This is a genomic window from Tahibacter aquaticus, from assembly GCF_004363655.1.
GTDB lineage: Bacteria > Pseudomonadota > Gammaproteobacteria > Xanthomonadales > Rhodanobacteraceae > Tahibacter > Tahibacter aquaticus.
The window spans coordinates 176531-199820 of the sequence record NZ_SNZH01000002.1 but is presented as its reverse complement, the minus strand read 5'-3'; the positions used below and the strand labels follow the sequence as shown (position 1 = coordinate 199820).

The 23290-nt window shown below is 66.7% G+C and carries 20 protein-coding genes; 11 read left to right on the top strand and 9 right to left on the bottom strand.

Annotation, left to right across the window (positions count from 1 at the left end; translation table 11 throughout):
• Nucleotides 1-22 precede the first annotated feature (22 nt).
• Together DFR29_RS03740 and DFR29_RS03735 are read left to right on the top strand one after the other, a co-directional pair.
• Nucleotides 23-1798 (top strand): patatin-like phospholipase family protein, encoded by a 1776-nt coding sequence (locus DFR29_RS03740; protein ID WP_133817227.1) that lies wholly within the window; start codon nt 23-25, stop codon nt 1796-1798.
• A gap of 186 nt (nt 1799-1984) precedes the next feature.
• A complete protein-coding gene (locus DFR29_RS03735) occupies nt 1985-3097 on the top strand; it encodes a serine hydrolase domain-containing protein (protein WP_133817226.1) in 1113 nt (370 codons plus the stop codon).
• 107 nt (nt 3098-3204) lie between these two features.
• On the opposite strand, the gene DFR29_RS03730 is transcribed toward DFR29_RS03735, so the two are convergent.
• From DFR29_RS03730 to DFR29_RS03710, 5 genes are all read right to left on the bottom strand, one after another.
• Entirely contained in the window at nt 3205-4788 is a 1584-nt protein-coding gene (locus tag DFR29_RS03730; RefSeq protein WP_133817225.1) for a winged helix-turn-helix transcriptional regulator, read from the bottom strand.
• A 33-nt stretch (nt 4789-4821) separates the two neighbouring features.
• A complete protein-coding gene (locus tag DFR29_RS03725) occupies nt 4822-6234 on the bottom strand; it encodes a coniferyl aldehyde dehydrogenase (RefSeq protein ID WP_133817224.1) in 1413 nt (470 codons plus the stop codon).
• 70 nt (nt 6235-6304) lie between these two features.
• A complete protein-coding gene (locus tag DFR29_RS03720) occupies nt 6305-7240 on the bottom strand; it encodes a metallophosphoesterase (protein WP_166653856.1) in 936 nt (311 codons plus the stop codon).
• Between the two features lie 40 nt (nt 7241-7280).
• Nucleotides 7281-8684: a 4Fe-4S cluster-binding domain-containing protein gene (locus tag DFR29_RS03715; RefSeq protein ID WP_133817222.1), complete on the bottom strand. Its 1404-nt coding sequence runs from the start codon at nt 8682-8684 to the stop codon at nt 7281-7283.
• 85 nt (nt 8685-8769) lie between these two features.
• Entirely contained in the window at nt 8770-9123 is a 354-nt protein-coding gene (locus tag DFR29_RS03710; RefSeq protein ID WP_133817221.1) for a hypothetical protein, read from the bottom strand.
• 49 nt (nt 9124-9172) lie between these two features.
• Between DFR29_RS03710 and DFR29_RS03705 the strand changes: the two genes are divergently transcribed.
• The 7 genes from DFR29_RS03705 (at nt 9173) to DFR29_RS03675 (ending at nt 15999) form a co-directional block, all read left to right on the top strand.
• Nucleotides 9173-9877: a ferritin-like domain-containing protein gene (locus DFR29_RS03705; RefSeq protein WP_133817220.1), complete on the top strand. Its 705-nt coding sequence runs from the start codon at nt 9173-9175 to the stop codon at nt 9875-9877.
• Between the two features lie 95 nt (nt 9878-9972).
• Nucleotides 9973-11040 (top strand): sulfotransferase family protein, encoded by a 1068-nt coding sequence (locus DFR29_RS03700; RefSeq protein WP_133817219.1) that lies wholly within the window; start codon nt 9973-9975, stop codon nt 11038-11040.
• The gene (locus DFR29_RS03695; protein WP_133817218.1) at nt 11037-12326 is read left to right on the top strand and encodes a sulfotransferase family protein; all 1290 of its coding nucleotides are present in this window, start codon (nt 11037-11039) and stop codon (nt 12324-12326) included. The genes DFR29_RS03700 and DFR29_RS03695 overlap by 4 nt, the downstream gene beginning before the upstream one ends.
• Nucleotides 12313-13293 carry a dimethylarginine dimethylaminohydrolase family protein gene (locus DFR29_RS03690; protein WP_133817217.1) on the top strand — a complete coding sequence of 327 codons (981 nt, stop codon included), beginning with the start codon at nt 12313-12315 and terminating at the stop codon, nt 13291-13293. Before DFR29_RS03695 ends, DFR29_RS03690 begins: the two co-directional genes overlap by 14 nt.
• Before the next feature lie 86 nt (nt 13294-13379).
• Nucleotides 13380-14741: a sulfatase-like hydrolase/transferase gene (locus DFR29_RS03685; protein ID WP_166653855.1), complete on the top strand. Its 1362-nt coding sequence runs from the start codon at nt 13380-13382 to the stop codon at nt 14739-14741.
• Entirely contained in the window at nt 14738-15436 is a 699-nt protein-coding gene (locus DFR29_RS03680; RefSeq protein ID WP_133817215.1) for a hypothetical protein, read from the top strand. Before DFR29_RS03685 ends, DFR29_RS03680 begins: the two co-directional genes overlap by 4 nt.
• Nucleotides 15437-15447: 11 nt before the next feature.
• On the top strand, nt 15448-15999 hold the full coding sequence (locus DFR29_RS03675) for a class I SAM-dependent methyltransferase (protein WP_133817214.1): 552 nt from the start codon (nt 15448-15450) through the stop codon (nt 15997-15999).
• Between the two features lie 21 nt (nt 16000-16020).
• Here the strand turns inward: DFR29_RS03675 and DFR29_RS03670 are convergent, their stop codons facing one another.
• Together DFR29_RS03670 and DFR29_RS03665 are read right to left on the bottom strand one after the other, a co-directional pair.
• Nucleotides 16021-17379 carry an MATE family efflux transporter gene (locus DFR29_RS03670; RefSeq protein WP_133817213.1) on the bottom strand — a complete coding sequence of 453 codons (1359 nt, stop codon included), beginning with the start codon at nt 17377-17379 and terminating at the stop codon, nt 16021-16023.
• 27 nt (nt 17380-17406) lie between these two features.
• On the bottom strand, nt 17407-18015 hold the full coding sequence (locus tag DFR29_RS03665; protein ID WP_133817212.1) for a 2'-5' RNA ligase family protein: 609 nt from the start codon (nt 18013-18015) through the stop codon (nt 17407-17409).
• Between the two features lie 17 nt (nt 18016-18032).
• Here DFR29_RS03665 and DFR29_RS03660 point away from each other — a divergent pair, with 17 nt between their 5' ends.
• Nucleotides 18033-20369 carry a ribonucleoside-diphosphate reductase subunit alpha gene (locus tag DFR29_RS03660; RefSeq protein WP_133817211.1) on the top strand — a complete coding sequence of 779 codons (2337 nt, stop codon included), beginning with the start codon at nt 18033-18035 and terminating at the stop codon, nt 20367-20369.
• Nucleotides 20366-21376, top strand: coding sequence for a ribonucleotide-diphosphate reductase subunit beta (locus DFR29_RS03655; protein WP_133817210.1), 1011 nt, complete (start codon nt 20366-20368; stop codon nt 21374-21376). Before DFR29_RS03660 ends, DFR29_RS03655 begins: the two co-directional genes overlap by 4 nt.
• Nucleotides 21377-21392: 16 nt before the next feature.
• Here the strand turns inward: DFR29_RS03655 and DFR29_RS03650 are convergent, their stop codons facing one another.
• Complete coding sequence (locus tag DFR29_RS03650; RefSeq protein ID WP_133817209.1) at nt 21393-22454, bottom strand: hypothetical protein; 1062 nt, start codon at nt 22452-22454, stop codon at nt 21393-21395.
• On the bottom strand, nt 22447-23259 hold the full coding sequence (locus DFR29_RS03645) for a nucleotidyltransferase domain-containing protein (RefSeq protein WP_133817208.1): 813 nt from the start codon (nt 23257-23259) through the stop codon (nt 22447-22449). The genes DFR29_RS03650 and DFR29_RS03645 overlap by 8 nt, the downstream gene beginning before the upstream one ends.
• Between the last annotated feature and the right edge of the window lie 31 nt (nt 23260-23290).

Genomic DNA, 23290 nt, shown 5'->3' with positions numbered 1-23290 from the left:
GGCCTGGGCGTAGCATAGGCGCATGAGCGAAACCGAAAGCCTGCCCACGCCCGGCCTGTGCGAACTGCTGCGCCAGTCCAGCCTGTTCAAGCACCTCGACGAAACCGAGCTGGCCGCACTGGAACAGGTGCTGGAATGGTTTGTCCTGCCCGGCGGCGCCACCTTGTTCGAAACCGGCGACGCGTCGGATGCTTTGTATATTTTGCGTTCCGGCAGCCTGGGCGCGTTTCGCCGGCGCCCGGACGAGGAAATCGAGCACCGCATCGGCCTGATTGCCGCGGGCGAATCGGTGGGCGAACTCGGCCTTATTGTCGACCAGCCGCGCTCGGCCACGGTGCGCGCCCTGCGCGATTCGGAATTGCTGCGTCTGTCGCGCGCTGCTTTCAACGACCTGGTACAGCGCCAGCCGCGGGCAATGCTGGAAGCCTCCCGCGTGGCGGTCGAGCGCCTGCTGATGCGGCGCAGCGGCGATCTGGCCTCGGCGCCGCGCACCCTCGCGGTGCTGCCGCACGATGCCGGCATCGATGCGCGCGAGTTCGCGCTGGCGCTGCAGCAAGCCCTGTCCGACTACGGCAGCTGCCGCCTGCTCGATGCGACCGAGGCAGCGGACAAGACCAGCAGCTGGTTTGCCGAACAGGAAACCGCCTCGCATTTCGTCATCTACCTGGCCGGCAACGACAACCGCGACTGGCGCGAACTGTGCGTGCGCCAGGCCGACGCCCTGCTGCAGCTGGCACACGCACGCGGCGCGCCGTCGCCCTGGGCCGAACGCGCCTGCCAGGGCGCGCAACAGGCGCTGCACCGGCCGCGACACCTGGTGCTGTTTCATGCGCGTGGCGAAATCGAATGGGGCCGCGGCGCCGCCTGGCTGGCGGCCGCACCCGATGCGCGCCTGCATCACTGGTGCCGGCGCGGCGACATCGAGCGCATCGCGCGCCTGGTCGCCGGGCGCAGCCTGGGCCTGGTGCTGTCCGGTGGCGGCGCGCGTGGCTTCGCCCATATCGGCGTGGTGCGTGCCTTGCGCGAAGCGGGTGTGCGCATCGATTCGGTCGGCGGCACCAGTATTGGCGCGATCATCGCCGCCGGCGTGGCAGCAGGCTGGAGCGACGAGGAAATGGTCGAGCGCTACCGCCGCGCCTTCGTCGCCGGGCGGCCGCTGTCGGACTACACCTTTCCCTTTGTCGCCATGACCAGCGGCCGGCGCGTGTCCGAGCTGCTGCAGCAGGCCTTTGGCGAACGCCATATCGAAGACCTGATGCTGCCGTTCTTCGCCGTCTCGGCCAACCTGACCAGCGGCGACGCAATGACCCACCGCAACGGTCTGCTGTGGTACTGGCTGCGCGCCAGCTCGGCCATTCCCGGCGTGCTGCCGCCGCTGTTCCACGACAGCCAGGTACTGGTCGACGGTGCCGTGATCAACAACCTGCCCACCGACGTGATGCGCGAGCAGGCCGTCGGCGACGTGGTTGCCGTCGATATTGGCGCCGACGACGTATTGCATGCCGGCGTCGAAGAATATGCCTCGCCGCACAGCTGGCGCCTGTTGCTGGACAAGCTGCGCAAGCCGCGCCGGCCCGGCGTGGTCGACATCCTGCTGCGCGCCGGCATGGTCAATTCCAAGGCTGCCAACGCCGACCGCCGCGCCAAGGCCAGCCTGCTGCTGGCGCCGCCGGTCACCGGTGTAGGCCTGCTCGACTGGACCGCCTACGAACGCGCGATCGAGCTGGGCTACCAATATGCGCTGCGGGAAATCGGCGGACAGAAAGACGCGCTGGCTGACGATACGCCGCTGCTCTAAGCGATCGTCGCGCGTGGTTGGCTGGCTTTTCGGTACTGCTCTATCCGAACCGATGCAGTTCACGCGAGCGCCAGCGGCCCAGCGCAAACCCGCGCCACTGCTCGCCTTCAGAAATCTTCAGACGGCTTTCATGCGCTTCAGCCGCACCGGTGCCAGGCTGGCTCCTCGCTACCGACGGAGGATTCCATGCTGCGTTCTGCCCTAGTTCTTGCCTGCCTGCTGTACGGCGCCAGCGCCGCTGCCTATACCCCGCCTGCGCCGCAGGACGACGGCTGGGCCGTAGCCGATGCGCGCCAGCGCGGCTGGAATACCGCCCTGTTCGACGAGCTGGAAAACCAGGTCGCGGCCAAGCCCGGGCCCGGCATCACCAGCGTGCTGGTCGTGCAGCGCGGCGAACTGGTCTACGAGAACTATTTCAACGGCGGCGCGCGCGACACGCTCAACGACATGCGCTCGGCCACCAAGACCGTCACCGCCCTGCTGCTCGGCCAGGCCATCGACCGTGGCCTGATCAAGAACGAGCAGGCTAGCGCCTACGCCTTCTTTCGCGACAAGCGGCCCGCACGCAAGCTCGACCCGCGCAAGGCCGCCATCACCCTGCAGGATCTGCTGAGCATGAGTTCGGCCTGGGAATGCGACGACGAAAACCCGTTCTCTGCCGGCAACGAAGAACGCATGTACCTCAGCGAAGACTGGGTCGCGTTTGCGCTGGATATTCCCCTGCGCGGCTTTGCGCCATGGCAGCCGCGTCCGGCCGACAGCCCCTACGGCCGCGCGTTTTCCTACTGCACGGCCGGCTCGTTCCTGCTGGGCGCCGTGGTCGAGCGGGCGAGCAAACAGCGCCTGCAGGACTTTGCCGCGACCGCGCTGGAGCAGCCGCTCGGCATTGCCAAAGTGCAATGGAACCGCAGTTCCGAAGGCACCGGCATGGGCGGCGGCGGCACGCGCTACCGCAGCCGCGATATCGCCAAGATCGGCGACCTGCTGCGCAGCGGCGGTATCTGGAAGGAACGCCGCGTCGTGAGCCAGGCCTGGATAGAAGCGATGCTGACGCCGCGCGCGGTGCCGCGCGAGAACACCGAGTACGGCTACCAGACCTGGCGCTTCCGCTTTCCCGCGCAAGGCCGCGACCAGTGGTTCTGGGCCATGTCAGGCAATGGTGGCAACTACGTATTCGTCTCGCCCGAGCTCGGCCTCGTCGCCGTGATCACCAGCACGGCCTACAACAACCGCGAATCCCATCCACGTTCGCAAGGCCTGTTCCGCGACTACGTCCTGAAAGCCCTGCCGCAACCGTAGGGCGCCGATGAGCGCAGCGAATTGCGCCGCAGATCGTGCGACGGAGGTTGTCTGTCATGCCTCGTGGTGCAATTCGCTGGCGCTCATCACACCCTCCGCAGGGCCGGCTACGGTCGCGGGTTATCTGTTTCGAGCGCGGCAATCGTGGCGGCTGCGCCCTCGCGCTCGCGGCTTGCCCGCCGCGCGATATCGTCGAGCAGGGCGGCGAACCCGGGTTCGGCGGACAGCGGTTTATACAATGCCGAAACCTGCAAATAACTACGGTCGCGGAAACCTGCTTCGACCGCATCGTGCAGCGATGCCAAGGCTGCGACCTTGTCGCCGTGGGCCAGCTGCAACAGCGCCAGTTCCAGCTGGTCTTCCGGCCAGTCGTCCTTGCCGCGCCGCGGACCGGGGTCGAGCGCGTCTATGCGCTGGGCGATCCAGGCGTCATCGCCCGGCGGCGCGGCATATAGCCTGGCCAGGGTCTGCGCCAGTTGCGCATGCGGCCGCAGCCGCGCCGCGGCAGCGAAGGCCGTCGCGGCAGTGGCACGCTCGCCACGCAACAGGGCCAATTCGGCCTGCAGCAGATACAACTCGGGATGCTCGGAACGGCGTTGCGCCTCGTCCAGCGCCGTCTGTGCCTCGCCCAGGCGCGATTGCAGCAGCAGGCAGCGTGGCCAGGCGGCATTGGAATAGACGTTGTCGGGATAGAGCCGGAAACTGCGCGCGTAGCGCTGTTCCGCACGCCGGGTTTCGCCGAGCAGTTCCAGGTTGCGCGCAATCTGTATCTGCAGATAGCGCGGCGAACTGCCGCTGCGCTGTACATCCAGGTTGCGTGCCAGCGCGTCGGCCAGGCGGCCCTTGACCATGTACAGATAGGCCAGCGAAGCGGCACTGTCGATGCGCGCCCGCGGATCCAGCGCGACGGCCCTCTCGTAGTGCGCAATTGCTGCGGCCATATGGCCGCGGCAATCGTGCGAGTAAGCCAGCGCCGCCTCGGCCAGGCTGTCGCGCGGCTCGGCAGCCAGTGCGGATTCGGCCAGGTCCTGCGCCCGCCCGGCCCACTCCGGCGCCTGGTTGTACAGGCAGACACGCGTGCTGTAGGCGAAGCTCAGGCCAACCTGGGCGGCACGGTCGGTGGCATCGCGCTGCAGCAGGGTTTCGTACAGACCGATGGCATGTTCGATATCGTCTTTCTGGCCGATGCCGGCGTAGTAGCGGGCGCGCTGCAGCATTTCCTCGCGCTCGCTGCGCACGGGTGCCGCCGTGTCGGGGCGGCGCAGAAGCAACAGCACGGCCAGGGCCAGAAGCGGCAACGACAGCAACAGCATCACCCAGCGCAGTCCGCGCGCAGGCGCCACGACGTTCGGGATCGCGGTGCCGGCGGTGTCGGCCAGCTGTTGCGGCGTGCTGCACAACTGATAGCCCTTGCCGCGCACCGAACGCAGGTAGCGCGGATTGCGTCCGTCGTCGTCCAGCGCCTGGCGCAGCAGCTTGACGCGCTGGGTCACGGTTTCTTCGCCGACGACGGACGGCGTCCACACCGCTGCGATCAGTTCGTCGAAACTGACCACGCGATCGCCCTGGCTGAGCAGATAGGCGAGCAGGTCGAAGCTGAGCCCGGCCACCTCCAGCGCCGCATCGCCGCGCTGCACGCTGCGCCGGCGCGTGTCGACGCGCAGGTCGTCCAGGCGATAGATGCCGCTCATGCCCGTCGCCTGCCGTGCTGCAAACGGCGGCGGTCAGCGCGTCAAAAAGCGCGTGACGAAACTGGCCAGGCCCTTGTACGGCGGCCGCAGCAGCGACAGGGAACTGAAGCGAGCCTGGCGGAATACCGGCAATTGCTTGGAAAACGTCAGGAAGCCGTGGTGGCCGTGGTAATGGCCCATGCCCGAGGGGCCGACGCCGCCGAACGGCAGCTCGGCCTGGGCATTGTGGTAAATGCAATCGTTCACGCTGACGCCGCCGGCCACGCAGCTTTCCAGCACCTGGCGCGTACGGCTGCGGTCGTGGTCGAAGTGATACAGCGCCAGCGGCCGCGGCCGCGCATTGATATAGGCGATGGCCGCATCGACCGAGTCAACCGTGACCAGGGGCAGGATGGGCCCGAAGATTTCCTCCTGCATCACGCGGCTGTCGGCCGGTGCATTCAGCACCAGGGTCGGCGCGAACACGCGCGCGTCGATGTCGTGGGCCTGGTCGTCGGGCAGGGTGACGATCTCGGCGCCACGGGCGCGCGCCTCGTCCACCAAGCCCTGCAGGCGCACGTACTGGCGCGGGTTGATGATGCTGGTGTAATCGGCGTTTTGGCGCAAATTGGGATAATGCTGCGTCACGTAGGCGCGCAGCGCGGCGATGAAGGCAGCCTTGTCCTGTTCGCGCAGCAGTACGTAGTCGGGGGCGATGCAGGTCTGGCCCGCATTCAGCAGCTTGCCGGCGGCGATGCGGCCGGCGGCGGTGGCGATGGAATAGCCCGGTGCGACGATGGCCGGCGACTTGCCGCCGAGTTCCAGCGTGACCGGGGTGAGGTTCGGAGCGGCGGCAGCCATCACCTTGCGCCCTACCGGCGTGGAGCCGGTGAACAGCAGGTGGTCCAGCGGCAAGGCGGCGAATTCGGCGGCGACGTCCGCATCACCGAGTATCGTCGCGACACGGTCGGCCGGAAACACCTCGGCCAGCAGTTCCGCCATCGCTTGCGAGGTGCGCGGCGTGAATTCCGACGGCTTGAGCATCACGTGGTTGCCGGCGCCGATCGCGCTGACCAGCGGAATCAGCGCGAGGTTCACCGGGTAGTTCCACGGCGAGATGATGCCGATCACGCCCAGCGCCTGGTAGCGGATCTCGGCACTGGCCGGCAGGAAGGTCCACTCCACCGAGCGTGCCTGCGGCCGCATCCAGCGGCGCAGCCGGCTGCGCACCAGGTCGATCTCGTGCAGCACGGTCATACCGTCGGTGAGCAGCGATTCGTGGCGCGAACGGCGGCCGAAGTCGGCACTCATCGCATCGACCAGCCCGTCCAGCCGGCGCTTGAACGCCGCGCGCAGCCGCGCCAGGTCGTCCATGCGCTGGCCGTAGTCCGGGCGCTGCGCGTTCCAGGCTTCGCGCAGCTGCGCAAGCGTGGCGTGAAGAGGGGCCGTGCGGGTCGGAGTGTCCATCCGCGCATGGTAGACAAGAATGCGCCACAAGTGGGCTGCGGGCCGGCGGCCGGCGCCGGCGGCGCGCCGCTCAATCCTCCTGGCGCGGCACCACGACGAAATGCCTGTCGTCGAGCACCGCTTCGCCGCTCCAGCGATAGGCCGCGAGTACTCCGTCGGGCGCGGCCACGCTGTAGTCGAGGCAGGCCACGTTCGGCGCCAGTGCCGTGGGCTGCCCGTCCAGCCAGTAGTGGCCGAAGAACACCGGCGGCTGGTCTTCGCCGTAGCCGACCCAGTGCGCCGTTGCCAATGCGATGTCCGGCACCAGGCGGCGGCTGGCGCGAGGGCCCAGGTGGGCCTCGCGCAGGCTGGCGGCGCGGCTGCCCCACCAGCGGATGCGCACGGACTGCCGCTGGATACCGAAGCGGTCGGCCACGCTGACGCCCTCGTTCAGCGACACCTGCTCGCCCTGCAACAGGCAGTCGATGGCCTGCGACTGCCAGCTACCCGGGACGAAGGCGTCGTGCAGCAACCCCTCGCCGAATGCCGGCGCGCCGTAGACTCGCTGCAGCCGCTGCATCGCCGTCGCGTCCCAGGTTGCGTGCACGACGCGCAAGACGCCGAGGTCCAGCCATAGCGGCAGGCGGCGGAACCAGGCCAGCGCATCGCGGCGCCCGGCCTCGTCGTGCCGATAGGCGTCGAGGAACGCCTGGTGGTGATAGCGGTATTTGGCCGAGTGCTCGCGCAGGTAGCCGCTGCCGTCGGCGCGGGGTGTCGCGTAGGCAATGGCATTCCATTCGTGGTTGCCCATGATGCACAGCGCGGCGCCTTCGTCGCTCATGCGCCTGACCAGGTCGACCGTCTCGCGCTGGCGCGGACCGCGGTCGATCAGGTCGCCGACGAAGATGGCGCGCCGTTCGGGATGGCGCCAGGTGCCGGCACGGCTGCGGTAGCCCAGTTCGTGCAGCAGAATGCGCAAGGTGCCGGCGCAGCCGTGCACGTCGCCGATCAGGTCGTAGTACGCCACGCCTTCTCCTGTGGAAAACCTGCGGCCCCGGCTACAGACACTATCCGAGCATCGCCAGGAAATCCCTGCGCACCTGCTCGCGCAGCGTGGTAGCGCCGCGGACGCGTTCCACCATCGCCGTCGGGGCCACGTCGAAGTGACCCAGTTTCAGGCGCTGATACAGGTCGATCAGCTCCGACGGGCTCGGATCCGGCTGGTTCAGCTGCTGCTCGACGATGTCGAAGCCGGATTCCCGGTACAGGCGCCGCAGCTGCTCGCCGGGCAGGCGCAGCGCGGCACGGGTGTCTGCCTGCAGCTGTTCGAGCTGGGCCTGGCCGAGGCTGCCGTCGGCGAGATAGTCCTGTATCACCCGCAGCGACACGTACAGGCGCAGGCGGGCCTCGGCAAACATGCGGCGGTTGAGAAAGGTGGCCGAGCCTATCGATTTGGCCCGGCGCAGGGAAAGCGGGTCTACCTCCGCCACCAGCGCCTCGATGTACGGGGCCGTGTGATCCAGCGCGCCGAGCTGGATCACGTCGCCGAGCACGCTGTGGCGAACCGCGGCGAAATCGTGGCTGCGCACATTGGCCACGTTGTCGGCTGGCGCGGTATTCCAGAGTTCCACATCGCCGTCTTCGTGGATCAGGAAGCACAGGCCCAGGTCGAGGTTGTCGTCGATGAAGGCGCCCGGCGTCGGATCGCGCACCTCGTCGAAGACATCCAGCGCATGGCGGGTTTCCTCCAGATTGAACAGGTCCGGCCTGGCCTGCGACATCATCCGTGGCGCATGGCCTATGGCGCAGGCGGTGCCGTCGTGGAAGACCACCTCGGTGGGTTCCAGGCGCAGCACCTCGTCCGCCAGCGGTTGCAGCAGCCACTCCACCGCGCGGTCGCCGGCCAGGGTATGCAGCTTCAGCGTGAAGTTCGCGGCTTCGTAGCGCTGGAAGTTGCGGCGGAAGTGCGACACCACGTTGAGCAGCTTGGCAGGCTTGACGGTCTCCAGGTGGAACTCGTCCACCGACAGCCGGAAGATGAATTTGCCGCAGTATGGATTGGCGGCGAAGGCGCTGAAGATCCGCTCTATCGTGTCGGCAGCGCGCGCGGGAGAGCTGGCGAAAAGCCCGCTGGTATTGAGCAGCATGCGGCGCGCGCGGCCCTGCCCGATCAGCTCCAGCACCGACTGCATCTGCAGCAGCGGCTCGCCGCCACCGGTGATCTGCAGCAGTTCGGTATCGGCATCGAACACGAATTGCTTGACCCTTTCGATGTCCGCCGCGCCCAGCGAGCCGCCCTCGTCGTTGCGGCCCGGCATGCTCGAGGCGAAGTAGCAATGCTTGCAGGCCACCGGACAGTACTTGGTCGGAAACACCACGACATACGAGCGGCCACGCCAGCCGGTACGCGGCAACAGCAGATTCGCCAGTATGTCGTCGCGGAAAAACTGCGGCTTCAGGAAGACGTTCACCGGGCTCTCCTACGGGCGCCTTTTCGCGGCGATCCTAACGTAAACGTAAAACAAAACGGAACATGATCAAAAAATTCCTCGGGAACTAAATTGCCACGATTGCCATATTCGGCATCAATGGAAAACGTTCGGAATATTTTTTCCGTGGCCGCAGGCGTGCATCCATATGCCGGCAGAAAAACGTCTTTCTAACGAAACTTTGCTGCGACACGACGATGTCGAAAACATCGTATTCAAAGGCCTGTCCGCAGTTTTCTGTGGCGGCGCAACATATATGCCCCGTTGCGGGCGTCGCCGCGCAGGGTCCGGTGCCGGATGCGGGTGTTCGATAGACAATGTCAATGTAAGGAATACTAACTATCTTTACCAACTTGTTAATCTTTGACATCTTTACATTCACTGCATATTCTCCGGCCGGCCGTGCGGTTCGCACTGCCATAGTCCTGTAATTCCTGCAAGACCTATCCAACGTTAAGTAAGGAGTGTCTATGGAAACGGCTAGTAATTTCGTTTCGACGCTTGCGGCTCAGAACGAGGCGCTGTTCCAGGCGTCCGAAATGCAGGTGGAGGCGTATTTCAAGGCCAACCCGTCGAAAGAGGCGATGGTCGAGCACTTCCGCGGCCGCTGCATGAACGAGTACCGCAACATGGAAGAGGTGGCGAGCCGGCTGTTGCGGCTTTCCAGTACGCTGCCGCGCGGCATGGTGCGCAATCTCGCCAAGCAGGTGCTCGACGAAGCCACCCATTTCGATCTGGTGGCCAATGTCATCGAACACCTGACCGGCGAAGAAGTGAACATGCAGTCCCTCGCCGACGAACGCGACGCCGGCCAGGCCAAGGGCGTGCGCTGCCTGGAAGAGTTCGACGAGAACGACCTGCTCGCGCTCTACACCTATCAGTTCATCGCCGAAGGCCGCGCTCACCGCGTGTGGCAGAAGATGTCCGAGATCATCGAGGACGACTACATCGCCCGCGCCTATTCCAGGATCGCGAAGGACGAACTGTTCCACAGCAACATCGGCCGCAAGGGCCTGGAAGATCTGGCCCAGGATGCGGAAAGCCAGGCACGCGTGCTGGAACTGGCCGACCAGATGCGCAAGCAGCTGTATGACGTGAGCTGCAGCAACACGGTGGAAGTACCTGCCGCCCGCGCGATCTGCGTCGAGGCGTATGGCTCGAACTACCTGCAGTAACCGCTTCGGAAACCGTTTGGGATCGCCCGGCCCGAACTGTTCCGGCCGGGTCGATCTCGCCTCGCGCTGACTGAAACCCGTTGTCGGGAGACCGTATGAGCCTGGGATTGGATGACGCAGGGACCCCGGCAGTGGCCGACGGCGCCGCCGGGGCGACACCGCATCCCCGCGACAGGCCGGTCTTCATCGTCGGCACCGAGCGCTCGGGCTCGAACCTGCTTCGCCTTGCGCTCAATGCGCACTCCGCTATCAGCGTGCCGCATCCGCCGCATCTGCTGCGCTATTTCCTGCCGCTGCTGCCGCGCTACGGCGATCTGGCCCAGCTGCACAGACGGCAACGGCTGGTGCGCGACGCGCTGCGCCTGGTGCGTTGGCATATCCATCCGTGGCAGACCCTGCCCGACGCCGCCTGGATACTGCGGGAAATGCGCACGCCCGATCTCCTCGGGCTTTACGACGCCATCCAGTACTGGCACGCACAGCAGCAGCGCAAGCCGCGCTGGGGCTGCAAGAGCACCTTCGCCATCCACCAGATCGACGCGCTGGCGGACTACTACCCGGCCGCGCGGTTTCTCTGGCTGATCCGCGATCCGCGCGATGTGGCCGCGTCGTCGAAACAGTCGGTGTTCAATCCCAACGTTGCACTGAATACCGCCGTACTGTGGCAGCAACAGCAGCAGCTCGGCCTGGCGGCCTGGCAGCGCTACGGTGCGCAACGCATCCTGCGCCTGCACTACGAGGCGCTGGTCGGCGATCCCGCGCCGGCATTCGTACAGATCTGTGCCTTCCTCGGCCTGCCTTTCGAGGCGTCGATGCTGAGCGCATTTTCCGGCGACGAGGCGCGCATCGCGGCGCGACTGTCTTCGTCCTGGGCCAACGTGGCCAAGCCGATTTCCACCACCAGCGTGCAGGCCTATCGCCGGCGCCTCACGCTGCGCGAGGCGCAGGACGTCGAAGGCCACACCGCCGAACTGCTGCAGACACTGGGCTATGCGTTGCCGCTGCGGCCACCGCGGCCCAGCCGCTGGCGCTATGCGCGAGCAAGGCTGGTCGAGCCGCTGCATGCGCTGAAGACCGAGCTGCGCGCCGTCCTGCGCGATCGCAACGTGCTGTTGCGCTGGCGCAGGGCGTTGCTGCTGCGCTACCTGGGCCTGTGCCGATGAGCAGCGGCGCCGCATCCAGTCTCGCGCCGCCGCCGGCGCCTGCCGCCGCCGCGTGCTTCGACGATGTGCGCCAGGTCGTGCTCATCGCATCGGCCTCGCGCAGCGGATCCAGCGCGCTGGCGGAATGGCTGCGGGCGCAACCGGGCCTGCTGCACCTGGGCGGCGAGCTGAAATCCATACTGCGCCTGGTCGGCGTCGCCAGCTTCTGTGGCGACGACTGCTCCGACGTGCTCCGCGAGATCCCGCCGGCGCTGATGCCGGCCTTCGAGCGTGAATTCTTCCGCCGCCTGGGCGAGCTGCCGCCGCCGGATGCCGGCATCCGCCTGCGGCAGCTGACCGACAACGTGCTGTTCAACCTGTGCTGCCAATGGCCGGACGAGGTGTTCTGCGCCGACCAGGTCCTGGCCTGGGTGACGGCGACGCTGGGCGGACTGGGCTGGCGCCGCGCCGACGAATTCGACCCGGTCGAATTCCTGCTGGCCCTGCTGCCGCGCATTCACCAGCAGCATCCCGGCGTATGCCCGTATCGCTACGACCTGCCGACGGAGAAAGTCCGCCAGCATTTTCCGCATCGTCCGCTGCCGGTGGGGCCGCTGCCCGGACGCCTGATCGAAGAGACGCCGTTCGTGCTGCCGCGGCTGTGGCGCCAGCCTGCCGCCGAGGAGCTGCGCCGTCGCGCCGTCGTCATCAAGGATCCCAGCAACATCTATCGGATGGGCTTGCTGCGCAAGGTATTCGCCAAGGCGGAGATTCGCGTCGTCCATCTGGTGCGCAATCCGGCGGCGAGCATCAACGGCCTGCTCGACGGCTGGGAGCACCGCAATTTCTTTTCCCACCGTACCGCCGAGCCGCTGCAGATCGCCGGCTATTCGGAACGCCATCCCTGGGCCACGCACTGGTGGAAGTTCGATCTTCCGCCGGGCTGGCAAGCCGTGCGCAACGCCAGCGTCGGCGACGTCTGCGCGTTCCAGTGGGCGACCACGAACCGGCGCATCCTGGCCGAAACCGTGGCGTCGGCGCGATCGACCTGGCGCATCAAGTTCGAGGACTTCATCGATGCCGGACCGCGCGGCCACGAGGCGCGCTGCGCGCTGCTGCACTGGCTCGGCATCGCCGCCGCCGCGCGGCTGCTGGAGCGGCCACGGCCGGTCATGGTGACCGAGCGGCCGGCGCCGTACCGCTGGCGTTCGCGCGAGAACCTGGTCATGAATTTCGTGCGCAACGCAGCCCTGCTGCTGCGTCCCGAAGAACTGGGCTACGAGGGCAAGACCGATGCCTGGAGCTGAGCCGCGCCTGCCGGCAACCCTGGGCGGAGAGGGCTGGCTGGGCCGCACGGCCAGCCATGGCGAAGACCTGGCCGCGGGCCAGCTCTGGCGCGCCTGTGGCAATCGCAGCGAAACCGGGCGGTTGCGCCGCGTCGCGCTGGCCAGGCCTCCCGCGTCGCTGGCCGCCATCGCAGATCCCCAGGTCCAGCTACTGCTGCGCTGCCCTGACCTGCAACGCCTGCAGGCGCAATTCTTCGCGCTCAAGCAGTATTTCGAATCCGCCGGCGTGGCGGTCGACGTGCTGGACGACGCAGCGGCGCCGCCGAACATCCTGTTCATGCGTGACCTCTTCTTCATGACGCCCGAAGGCGCGATCGTGGCGCGGCCGGCGTCGCGGCAGCGGGCGGGCGAGGCGCGGCTGGTGTCGCGCTTCCTCGCCGACCTGGGCATACCGATTCTGCTCACCGTGCATGCGGACGGCCTGTTCGAAGGCGCCGATGCGCTGTGGATTGCCCCCGACCATGTGCTGATCGGCATCGGCCGGCGCAGCAATGCCAGCGGCGCGGCGCAGGTGAGCGAAACCCTGGCGCGCATCGGCGTGAAGTGCTCGCTGGTGGATTTGCCGCCCGGCGTGCAGCACCTGCTCGGCAGCGTCAATTTCCTGTCGCCCGGCAAGGCCGTGTACAACGGCGCCGCCCGCTCGCCGGCGATCGAGGCGGCGCTGTCGGCGCAGGGCATCGCCTGCGTGATCTGCACCGAGCGCGAGGAGATCGAGCGCGACCGCGTGCTGAATTTCGTTGCCATCGACGCCGGCCACGTGATTGCTCCGGCCGGCGGCGCCCGCACGCGCGCGCAGCTGCAGCGCGAATCGGTGCGCGTGGACTCGCTCGACGTGAGCGAATACCTGGCTTGCGCCGGCGGCATCGGTTGCAGCGTCGGCATCCTGGCGCGCGATCCCCCTGCGGTTGCGGAGGCTGCTGTGGACTAGACCGCGCAATGCCGGCCGTGCCGGCCACCTCACGCTGCTTCGTCGCCCGTCAGTGCCTGTCGTCGCGTCGCCTCGGAGACCTTGCCATGTACGACCATGTCGTCCTGATTTCCATCGATACCCTGCGCAGCGATGCCATAGCCGCGAACCCGCTCAAGCTGTGGCCGGAAAAATATCCCGGCGTCGCCGCACCGCGCACGGCGATACTCGACCAGCTCATCGGAAAAGGTTTCTTTTTCGCCAATTGCCTTTCTGCCGCTCCGTATACGTCGGCCTCGCATGCCTCGCTGCTGACCGGGAAATGGCCGCTGCGGCATGGCGTATACGAGTTCTACAATCGCAAGCTGCAATACGAAACGCTGATGACGCGAGCCAAGCGCAGCGGCTATACGACCGTTCTCAAGAGCGATTTTCCGGTCATCCTCGGACCGACCCTGGGCTTCGATCGCGGCGTCGACCACTTCATCGTCGAGGACGACGCGCGTTGCCTGGAACTGATCGGCGCGAGCGAGCGCTCGTTCAGCCTGGTCCACTTCGGCGGCGTACATGTACCGTACGGTTTCCATAACCTCAGCTACGGCGGCCAGGCCTACCGCGCCAAGGTCGAGCAGCTGGAGGCTGAGCTTGGCCGTGCGGTGGAGTTGCCCAAGGACCAGCTGTTCGAGACCTATCGCGATCAGGAAGACCTGCACTATCTGATGCGCTACAAACGCATCATCCAGGAGTTGTGGCATGCCGGTCGCGGGCAGGACATCTTCGCGCTGTACCTGGAGGGCATAGAACACTTCCTGACGACGCGCTTCGAGCGCTTCATCGAACGCCTGTCCGCCCTGCTGCAGCACAAGAACGTATTGCTGGTGCTGTTCGGCGATCACGGCGAGGAATACGACGCCGACAGCTTCGGCCATTTCAACAGCGTGGCCGAAGGCGTGATCCGCGTGCCCTTGCTGTTCATCGCGCGCGACATCGAGCCGGGCATGCATCTGGACAGGGTGCGTACCGTGGATGCATTCGCGACCATCGAAGCCTTGTCGCGGCCCGGCGCGCGCAGCCGCTTTTCCACCGACGGCACCTCACTCGCCGGCCTGATGCAACGGCGCGAGACGCTGCCGGCGCTGACCAACTTTGCCCAGACCTACGTCGCCGATACCTCGGGTTTCATCCGCTTCCAGCGCAATGTCATGGCGAAAGGGCGCAAACACGGCTCGCTGCCGCACCTGCTCTACAAGGAAGCCGTCTGGGAAGGCAATCACCGCCTGACCCGCTACGTGGCGGAATTCAGCGAATACCTCGGCGGACTGCATGCCATCGAGCCGATATGCAAGCTGGAGGTGTTCGATCCGGGCCAGGTCCCCCGCGCCTGCGCCGACGCCGCCCTGCAAAGCCGTCTTGTCGGCAGCCTGGATGCCTACAACGCCTCCCACTCCCCGCAAAGGAAGCGCGCGTGATCGACCCCAGCGGAAAAGGCCTGATCTTCGTCACCGGTGCGCCGGGCTCCAAATGGAGCGCCATCTCCCATGCCGTGATGTACGCGCAGGGAATCAACACCTCCGACCTGTCGATGCAGCGTGCGCAGAGCAACACGCCGCTGCACTTCGGCAACTACTTCGGCCCGGGCATGGAATACGGCGATCGTTTCGCCGATCTGCCGTCGATGTCGCGCGAAGACCTGTTGCAGGAATTCGCCCGGCCGTACGAGCATGTCGAAGGCACGCTGCTGCTGAAGAGCCACCTGTTCAGCCGCCACCTGCCGGCCCTGCAGAATTTCTTTCCCGCGGCCCGCTTCCTGCTGGTACACCGCTCCGACCAGCAATGCCTGTCGTGGTGGCAGCAGTCCGGCGGTTTCCGCATCTCGTTTCCCGACTACACCTGGTACGAGGACAGCGCCAACATGGCGCTGCAGATCGCGCTCGACAATGCGGGCATCGCCGCCTTCGCCCAGGCCAACGGTAAGCCGCTCAAGCGGCACCGCTCGCTGGCGCCGGTGCTGGCGCAACTCGGCCTGAGCTACGCCACGGCGCGCACGAACGAGCTCGGCGCGACACCGTTCGAAGTGAAGTACGGCTTCGGCGGCCGGCCGGCCGCCGAAATCGAGGCGGATTGCCATGCCACGGCGCGTCTTGCGTCGCTCTGCGTCGTCTGAGGAGCCGAGTCATGCTCGACATGCCCGCACTGAAGAAGTTCTTCCACGCCGACACCTGGCGCCAGTCCATCGACCGTTTTCCGCTCAGCGGCATGGCCCTGGTCGATACGGTGAACCAGCTGCAGCCGCGCGTCGTGGTCGATGTCGGCTGCGGTTTCAATCCGTTCAAGGGCAAGATCCGCAACCTGGTCGGCATCGATATCGTCAATGAACACGCCGATATCGTCTGCGACCTGCACGACGCGCCGTTCAAGGCCGAATCGGTCGATGTCGCCCTGGCCCTGGGCAGCATCAACTTCGGCACCGAGCAACATATCCTCGATGCGCTCGCCGTCGTTTCGCGCTGGCTGGTGCCCGGCGGACGCCTGTTCATGCGCGGCAATCCGGGCCAGAGCGTCGACCCTAGCGTGCCGATCTTCCCGTGGTCGGCGCAGCGGGTGCAGGACTATGGCAGCCGCGTCGGTCTCGCCCTCGGCGGCGAGGTGCGCGAGGAGACGCTGATCGATGCCTGGGACAAGCCGATCCGGCGCCTGTTCTGGTCGTATGCCAAGGTCGGGGCCTGAGCCATGCACGCCGCAGCCTTGCTACTGCAGCGAAGTCCGGTGCGTACGCACGGCGCGGCGGGCACGGCGTACATACAGCGTGGCGAGGCAGACCACCATCAGCACGAATACGCCGAACGACAGCAGTGCTGGCAGGCCGAGCCAACGGATCGCGACGACCTGGATGCCGAGCATCAGCCAGTGCACCAGGCCCGACACCAGCAGGATCCAGCGTGTGTCGCCCAGGCCGCGCAGTACGCCAGCGGCGAGCACGGCCAGCGCGTCGGCGGCCAGGTAGCCGATCACGCCGAGCATCATCCAGCGCGCCAGCGCCATCACGGCCGAATGGTCGGTGCCGTCGGCGAGGAACAGCCGGATCATCGGTTCTTGCCAGAGCAGCATCGTGGCGCCGACGGCGGCGGTATAGCCGATGGCCAGCATCGCGCCGGCACCGACCGTGCGGCGCACCGCCTGCCAGTCGCCGGCGCCGGCATGACGCGCGACCAGGCTGGACAAGGCGACGGCCAGGCCGAGCATGGGAACCCGCAGCACCGAGTCCCAGCCGAGCACGATCGCCGCCGCGGTGCTTTCGGCGACGCCATAGGACTGGAACAGCAGCAGAAACAGATTGAACGCCGAAATGCTCAGGAAGCGCTCGAAACCGGCGGACGATCCCAGCGCGAGATACGGTCCGGCGATAGCCGCGTCGAATCGCAGCGAGTGGCCGATATGGAAGGTGCGCCGGTTGGCCGGCGCCAGGTAGGCCGCCAGCAGCAACAGCAGCGAGAACGCCGTCGCGACGATGGTGGCGATGGCCGCGCCGGCAATGCCGAGGGCAGGAAATCCCCATTTGCCGAAAATCAGCAGATAGGCCAGCGGCGCGTTCAGCAAGGTGCCGAGCAGCTCGATGACCATCACCTGGCGGGTTCTGTCCGTGCCGATGAAGAAGGCGCCGATGCAGGTCTTGGGCAGCGACAGCGTCGCCGCGACCATGAGCAGGAAAAAATAGTCCCGCTCCAGCGCCACCTGTTCCGGCGCGTGTCCCAGCGGCTGGAAGATGCCGCCGACGGCCCAGGCGAACAGGGCGATCAGCGGTGTCAGCGCCAGGCACAGGATCAGGCCCTGGGTCGTGACTTTTGCGCACTGCGCATACCTGCCGGTGCCGAAATGATGCGCCACGAGAACGGTCGCATAGGAGATCAGCCCGACGAACAGCGCAATGCACAGGTACGACGCCAGCGCACCGCCGTGCGCCGCGGCAATGTGCAGGCCGTCCAGGCGGGACATGAAATAGCGGTCGGTGAAATACATCGCCGCCAGCGAACCTTGCGACACCGCCACCGGCACGGCGGTCTGCAGCAGCGCCTCGAGCGCGCGACGGTCAGCGCCGAACGCGTTCATGCGGCGCCGGTCTTTCGCGACAAGGACTCACGCGCCTGCAGCGCGGTCGCCGGCGCGCTTCCACATCAGGGCGAATTTCTCCACATTGCCGCGCCAGGACGGGCAGCGCACGCGCGCAGCGACAGCCGACTCAGCCTGGGCGCGGGGCAGCGCAATGCCGTCAAAAAGGCTGATATGCGGCCGATAGCGCTCGCGCACGAACGGCGTGTCGGCTTTTTCGCCGATCGTGGCGAGCAGGTCGAGGCAGCGTACGTGCTGCCGCGCCAGCGCCGTCGGTTCGAGGCGGCAATGAAGATTGCCGACCACGCTGTCGTCGCCGAAGTAGCCGAAGCCCTCGACGGCGGTCGCAGCGGCGGCAGGGCCGGCCTGCAGCAGCAGGCCGGCGCACCGCAGCAACTGCGCGCCTGTGCGCCGGCCCAGGTAGACGACGGTCGCATGCGGCGTCAGCTGGGTCTCGCGGGCACCGAAATCCGCCAGTGCGTGGCGCAGCGCGGCAATGGCTCGGGCCAGCTCGTCCGGCAGCAGATAGACGAAAGCGGCGTCGTAGACGCTGCCGGCCTCGAGATCGTCGGCGCAAAGCCGCTCCAGTTCGCGTTCCTGCACTGCCGTATTCAACGCATCGTGCCTGCTGTCCATCAGAGTTCGAACCTGCCATGACTACACGCGTGCGACCCAAGGTCGAAACCGACGGCGAAGGCCGCTACCCGGGCGGCGGCCGGGAACAGGTGGCAATGTTGCCAATACGGCAAACTCCCGACCCGGACGCGCCTGGCGACAGGCTGCGCGGCATCATAGAGCAGTGCGGCGCGGGAATCGACGTAGACCTCGCGCCCGTTTGCGCGCATGCCCTGCGCGCATGCCTGGCGGGCGAATCGCTGTACGGCGCCGTCGAGGAAGCCATCCGCAGCTGCATGGCGCTGGTCGAGGTGCAGCCGGAATATTCGTTGCTGGCGGCGGCGCTGCAGCGTTACCTGGTCGACCTCGAACTCGCGGCCGAAGGCGTGGCATCGTTCGTCGGCTTTGTACACAAGGCCGCATCGCTGCAGCTGCTGAATGCGCGCACGCGCGCGCTACTCGACGCGCACTGCGAACAGTTCGCCGGCTGTTGCGGCGAAACGGCCGTGTGGCCTGCGGAGTACGCCGGCCTGGTCCTGCTGTGCGAGCGCTATCTCCTGCGCAATCCGGCCAGCGGCCGCTTGATCGAATCGCCGTCCTTCTTCCTCGTCCGTGCCGCCGCGGGTTTGTCCGATACGCTGGAACAGGCGCTGGAACTGCATGCACTGCTGCGGCGCGGCGAATACCTCACCTCGAACCTGTTCAACGCCGGCAGCGCGAACGAGCAGCTGTGCTCCTGCTTCATCCTGGGCCCGCCGCCGGATTCCCTCGACGGCATCTACGACCAGCTCAAGGACACTGCGCGTATCGCGCAGCGTTCCGGCGGCATAGGCCTGGCCTATCACAGCGTGCGCAGCGACGGCTCGCGCGTGAACTCGACCAACGGCACGGCCAGCGGTGTCGTGCCGTGGCTCAAGCTGCTGGATTCGTCCACCGCCGCGGTCAACCAGGGCGGCCGGCGCAAAGGCGCTACCTGCGTCTACCTGGAAACCTGGCACGCCGACATCGAGGATTTCCTCGCCCTGCGCGACGGCACCGGCGCGGCCGAGCGCCGCACCTACCATCTGCAACTGGCGAACTGGATACCGGACCGGTTCATGCGTTGCGTCGAGGCCGATGCGGAGTGGTCGCTGTTCGATCCGGTCGATGTGCCGCACCTGTCCGGCCTGTGGGGCGAGCGTTTCGACCGGGCCTACGAGGCTGCCGTCCATGCCGGCAAGGCGAAAAAGACCCTGCGCGCCCGCGTCCTGTATGCGGCCATGCTGCGCACCCTGGGTGAAACCGGCAGCGGTTGGCTCACCTTCAAGGACGCCTGCAATCGCAAATGCAACCAGACCGCGCGGCCGCAAAACGTGGTCCAGCTATCCAACTTGTGTACCGAGATCACCGAAGTCACCCGTCCCGGCGAATACGCGGTCTGCACGCTGGGCTCGGTCAATCTGTCGCGCCATCTCGCCGACGGCACATTCGATTACTGCCGCCTGGCGCGGACGATACGAACGGCCGTGCAGCAGCTCGACCGGGTGATCGACCGCAACGCCTATCCGCTGCCGGCGACGCGCCGGTCCAACCTGAAATGGCGGCCGGTCGGCCTGGGCATGATGGGCCTGCAGGACCTGTTCTTCGCCCTGCGCCTGCCGTTCGACAGCGAGGCGGCATTGCAGCTGTCGACGCGTCTGGCCGAGCACCTGTACTTCCATGCCCTTGCCGCATCGTGCGAACTGGCGCGGCTGCACGGGCCGCATCCGGCGTTTGCGCAGACCCGGGCCAGCGACGGGTTGCTGCAGTTCGATCTGTGGCAGGCGCGGCCCGGCAGTGAACTGGATTGGGACGGCCTGCGCCGGGACATCGCCCGCCACGGCCTGCGCAATTCGCTGCTGATTGCCGTCGCGCCGACGGTGACCATTGCCGCGCTGGCCGGCTGCCACGAGTCGATAGAACCGCAATTTTCCAATCTGTACCGGCGCGAGACCTCATCCGGCGAATTCGTCGTGCTGAACCGCTATCTGGTCAAGGATCTGCGCCGCGCCGGCTTGTGGACCCCGGCGATCCGTGCGGCGCTCAAGCGGGCCAACGGCTCGGTACAGGACATCGGCGAAATTCCGGCCGAATGGCGCCGGCTCTATCGCACCGTGTGGGAACTGCCGCAAAAAGCGCTGATCGACCTGGCTGCGGCGCGCGGTCCGTTTGTCGATCAAAGCCAGTCGCTCAACCTGTTCCTGGAAAGCCCGACCCTGGACACACTGTCGTCGATGTACATGTACGCCTGGAAAGCCGGGCTGAAGACCACTTACTACCTGCGTTCGCGGCCCGCGACCCGCGTCTGCGCGGCCGTGGCCGGTGTCGAAACGCCTGTCTGCGAGGCCTGCCAATGAGCGCACCGAAGATTCTCGACCCTGGCCTGGAACTGACTCTGAGGCCGATGCGCTATCCGATATTTTTCGATTTCTACAAAAAAAGCATACGCAATACCTGGACCGTCGAAGAGGTGGACTTCAGCGACGACCGGCGCGACCTGCGCACGCAGCTGTCGCCGGGCGAACTGCATCTGGTCGAGCGGCTGGTGGCCTTCTTCGCGACCGGCGACATGATTGTCTCCAACAACGTCGTCCTCAACCTGTACCGGCACATCAACTCGCCGGAGGCTCGCCTGTACCTGTCGCGGCAGATCTTCGAGGAAGCGCAGCACGTCGAGTTCTACCTGACCCTGCTCGACACCTACCTGGACGATCCCGAACGGCGCAGCGCGGCATTCCGTGCGATCGACGACGTCGCCTCGATCCGCCGCAAAGGCGAGTTCTGCCTGAAGTGGATGGGTTCGGTCGATGCCCTGGGACCGCTGCACGGCCGCCGCGAGCGGCAGGCCTTCCTGCTCAACCTGATCTGTTTCGCCGCCTGCATCGAAGGGCTGTTTTTCTTCGGCGCGTTTGCCTACGTCTACTACCTGCGTTCGCGTGGCCTGCTCAACGGACTGGCCACCGGCACCAACTGGGTATTCCGCGACGAGTCCATGCACATCGCCTTTGCGTTCAAGGTCATCGACCAGATCCGCACAGAAGAGCCGGAACTGTTCGATGCCGCGCTGCAGGCCCAGGTCGAGGCCATGATCGACGAAGCCCTCGCGTGCGAGATCGGCTTCGCCCAGGATGTGATCGGCGACGGGATCGCCGGCCTGCCGCTGGCCGACATGATCGAGTACCTGCGCTGCATCGCCGACGAACGCCTCGTCGCGCTGGGCATGCCGCGCCGTTTCGGCGCACGCAACCCACTGTCCTTCCTGGTGCTGCAGGATGCGCAGGAACTGACCAACTTCTTCGAGCGGCGCGTGTCGTCCTACCAGGTAGGCATCGGCGGCAACATTCGTTTCGACCAGGCGTTCTGAACGCGGCCGCGGCGTTTCAGCCGGTTTCGCCCTGTGCCGGAAAATCGCCGCAGTGCGCCGCGACACTACCCAGGTCGACGCCGTCGAGCAGTGCGGCATCGTAGCGGATGTCTTCCAGCGCGACGGACTCTGCGCTGGAACCGATCGCGATTTCGTACAGGCTGTGTGCCCGCACCGGCAGCAGATAGCCCATCACAGCCAGGCGCAGGGAAACCTCGTCGCCGATGTTCGCCAGCCGGCCGCAGTACATCAGCTGCATCGATGCGCGCGAAACGCCGGTGCGCATCGGTATGCGTCGCCGGGCCGCATCCGTGACCAGCGCATGCGATGCGTCCGGACCGCAATAGCGGCGCGCATCGAGCCACGGCACCTTGTCCTTGCCGGCCGGGCTGGAATAGGTTTTCTCCGGCTCGCTGAAGACGCCGCCGTGGCGCACGAACTCGGCCCGCGTCTGCTGGCTCCAGAAGCGCGAGGTCGGCGGCGGCCACGAGGCGATCACGCAGGTTTCCTGGTGCAGCCGGTTAGCGCGATGCCAGGGCATGCGGAAAAGATCCATTTTGGAATCCAGCAGCGGCAGTGCCGATACGCCGCGCTCGGCCTGGGCGTGTGCGACGGCATTGGCGGTCCACTGGCCCAGCAGCGCCACGTCGAAACCGGCGGCGGCGGCGATGTCCAGCGCCTGGTCCGGCAGCGCCGCAGGCCCGACCAGGTCTTCCGCCAGCACATTGCGGTAGAACAGCCAGGCCGTGCCGAGCACCTCGCGGATATTGCCCTCGCCGTCCAGTGCGCGCATCCATTCGCCGACGTTGCGCAGCCGGCCTGCAAACGGCAGCAGTATCGGTTTCATCACCTTGACCAGCTGCGCGTACTGCGTGCGCCGTGCGGCGGCGGCACTGCCGCTGCGCCGGCTCTTCTCGCGCAGATAGCGGCCGCACGCCGCCGCCATCGCACGGGACACGGCCATGGCGCGCGGATGCATCGACAGATAGTGGCCCAGCCTATCCTCGTACTCGCCACGCCGGGCCAGCAGGGGATCGTCCGCTGCGGCTGCCGCCCTGGCGCGCACGCGGCTATCCATGGGTCGTGGCTTGGTCCAGCGAATCGAGAAAATGCTGTACCAGCGCTTCTCCGTCGAGCTTGCGGTTGGCCGGCACGGCTGCGGCGCGCAGGGAAAGATACAACGCGATATGCGCCCGGTATGCAGCGACCACCGCAGCGTGATCATGTCCCGCCAGGGTTGCGGCCAGGGCCTGCCGCTGTGCCGGAAAATGGCGTTCGAGCCGGCGCACGCCGCGCTGGTCCCGCTGCTGCGAGCGCGCCAGCAGCGGCCCCACGACCTGCTCGCGCAGGAAATTCAGCATGGCGATGGCCTCGAACAATTCGCCGCGGCCTACCTTGCTCAGACCGTAGTGAACCCAGATCCAGAAGCGTTCCTCGAACCACTCGGCATCGCGCGCCGGCCACTGCGCCGTGCCCTGCTGCAGGCGCGCCGTCGTGGCCGCATCGGCCCAGACCACAAGCGGCGTCTCGACGCGGCGATCCAGCGCGCTGGCATCGACGAACTTCAGATCGACATGCAGCAGAGGTTCGGCGTAGAGGCAGATCAGCAGTTGCGGCTCGCCGACATGTTCGCCGCTGAACGCCGCGACCAGCGTTCCCAGCGACTCGGCGATCTGCCGCTTCGACGCCAGTACCTCGGCTAGCGCCTGTTCCTGGCAGACGACGATGAAATCGAGGTCGGAGAATTCGTCCATGTCGTCGCTGATCGCCGAGCCGGCGAGCAGTAGGGCGACGACACGCGCATCGCCGTGCAGCTGTTGCGCGGCCCGCTCGGCGAAACGGCGCTGGAATTCACACATCGAACTGGGCAGAAGTAAATTCATCGTAATATCCGCAATGTGCAATTGGCCAGCC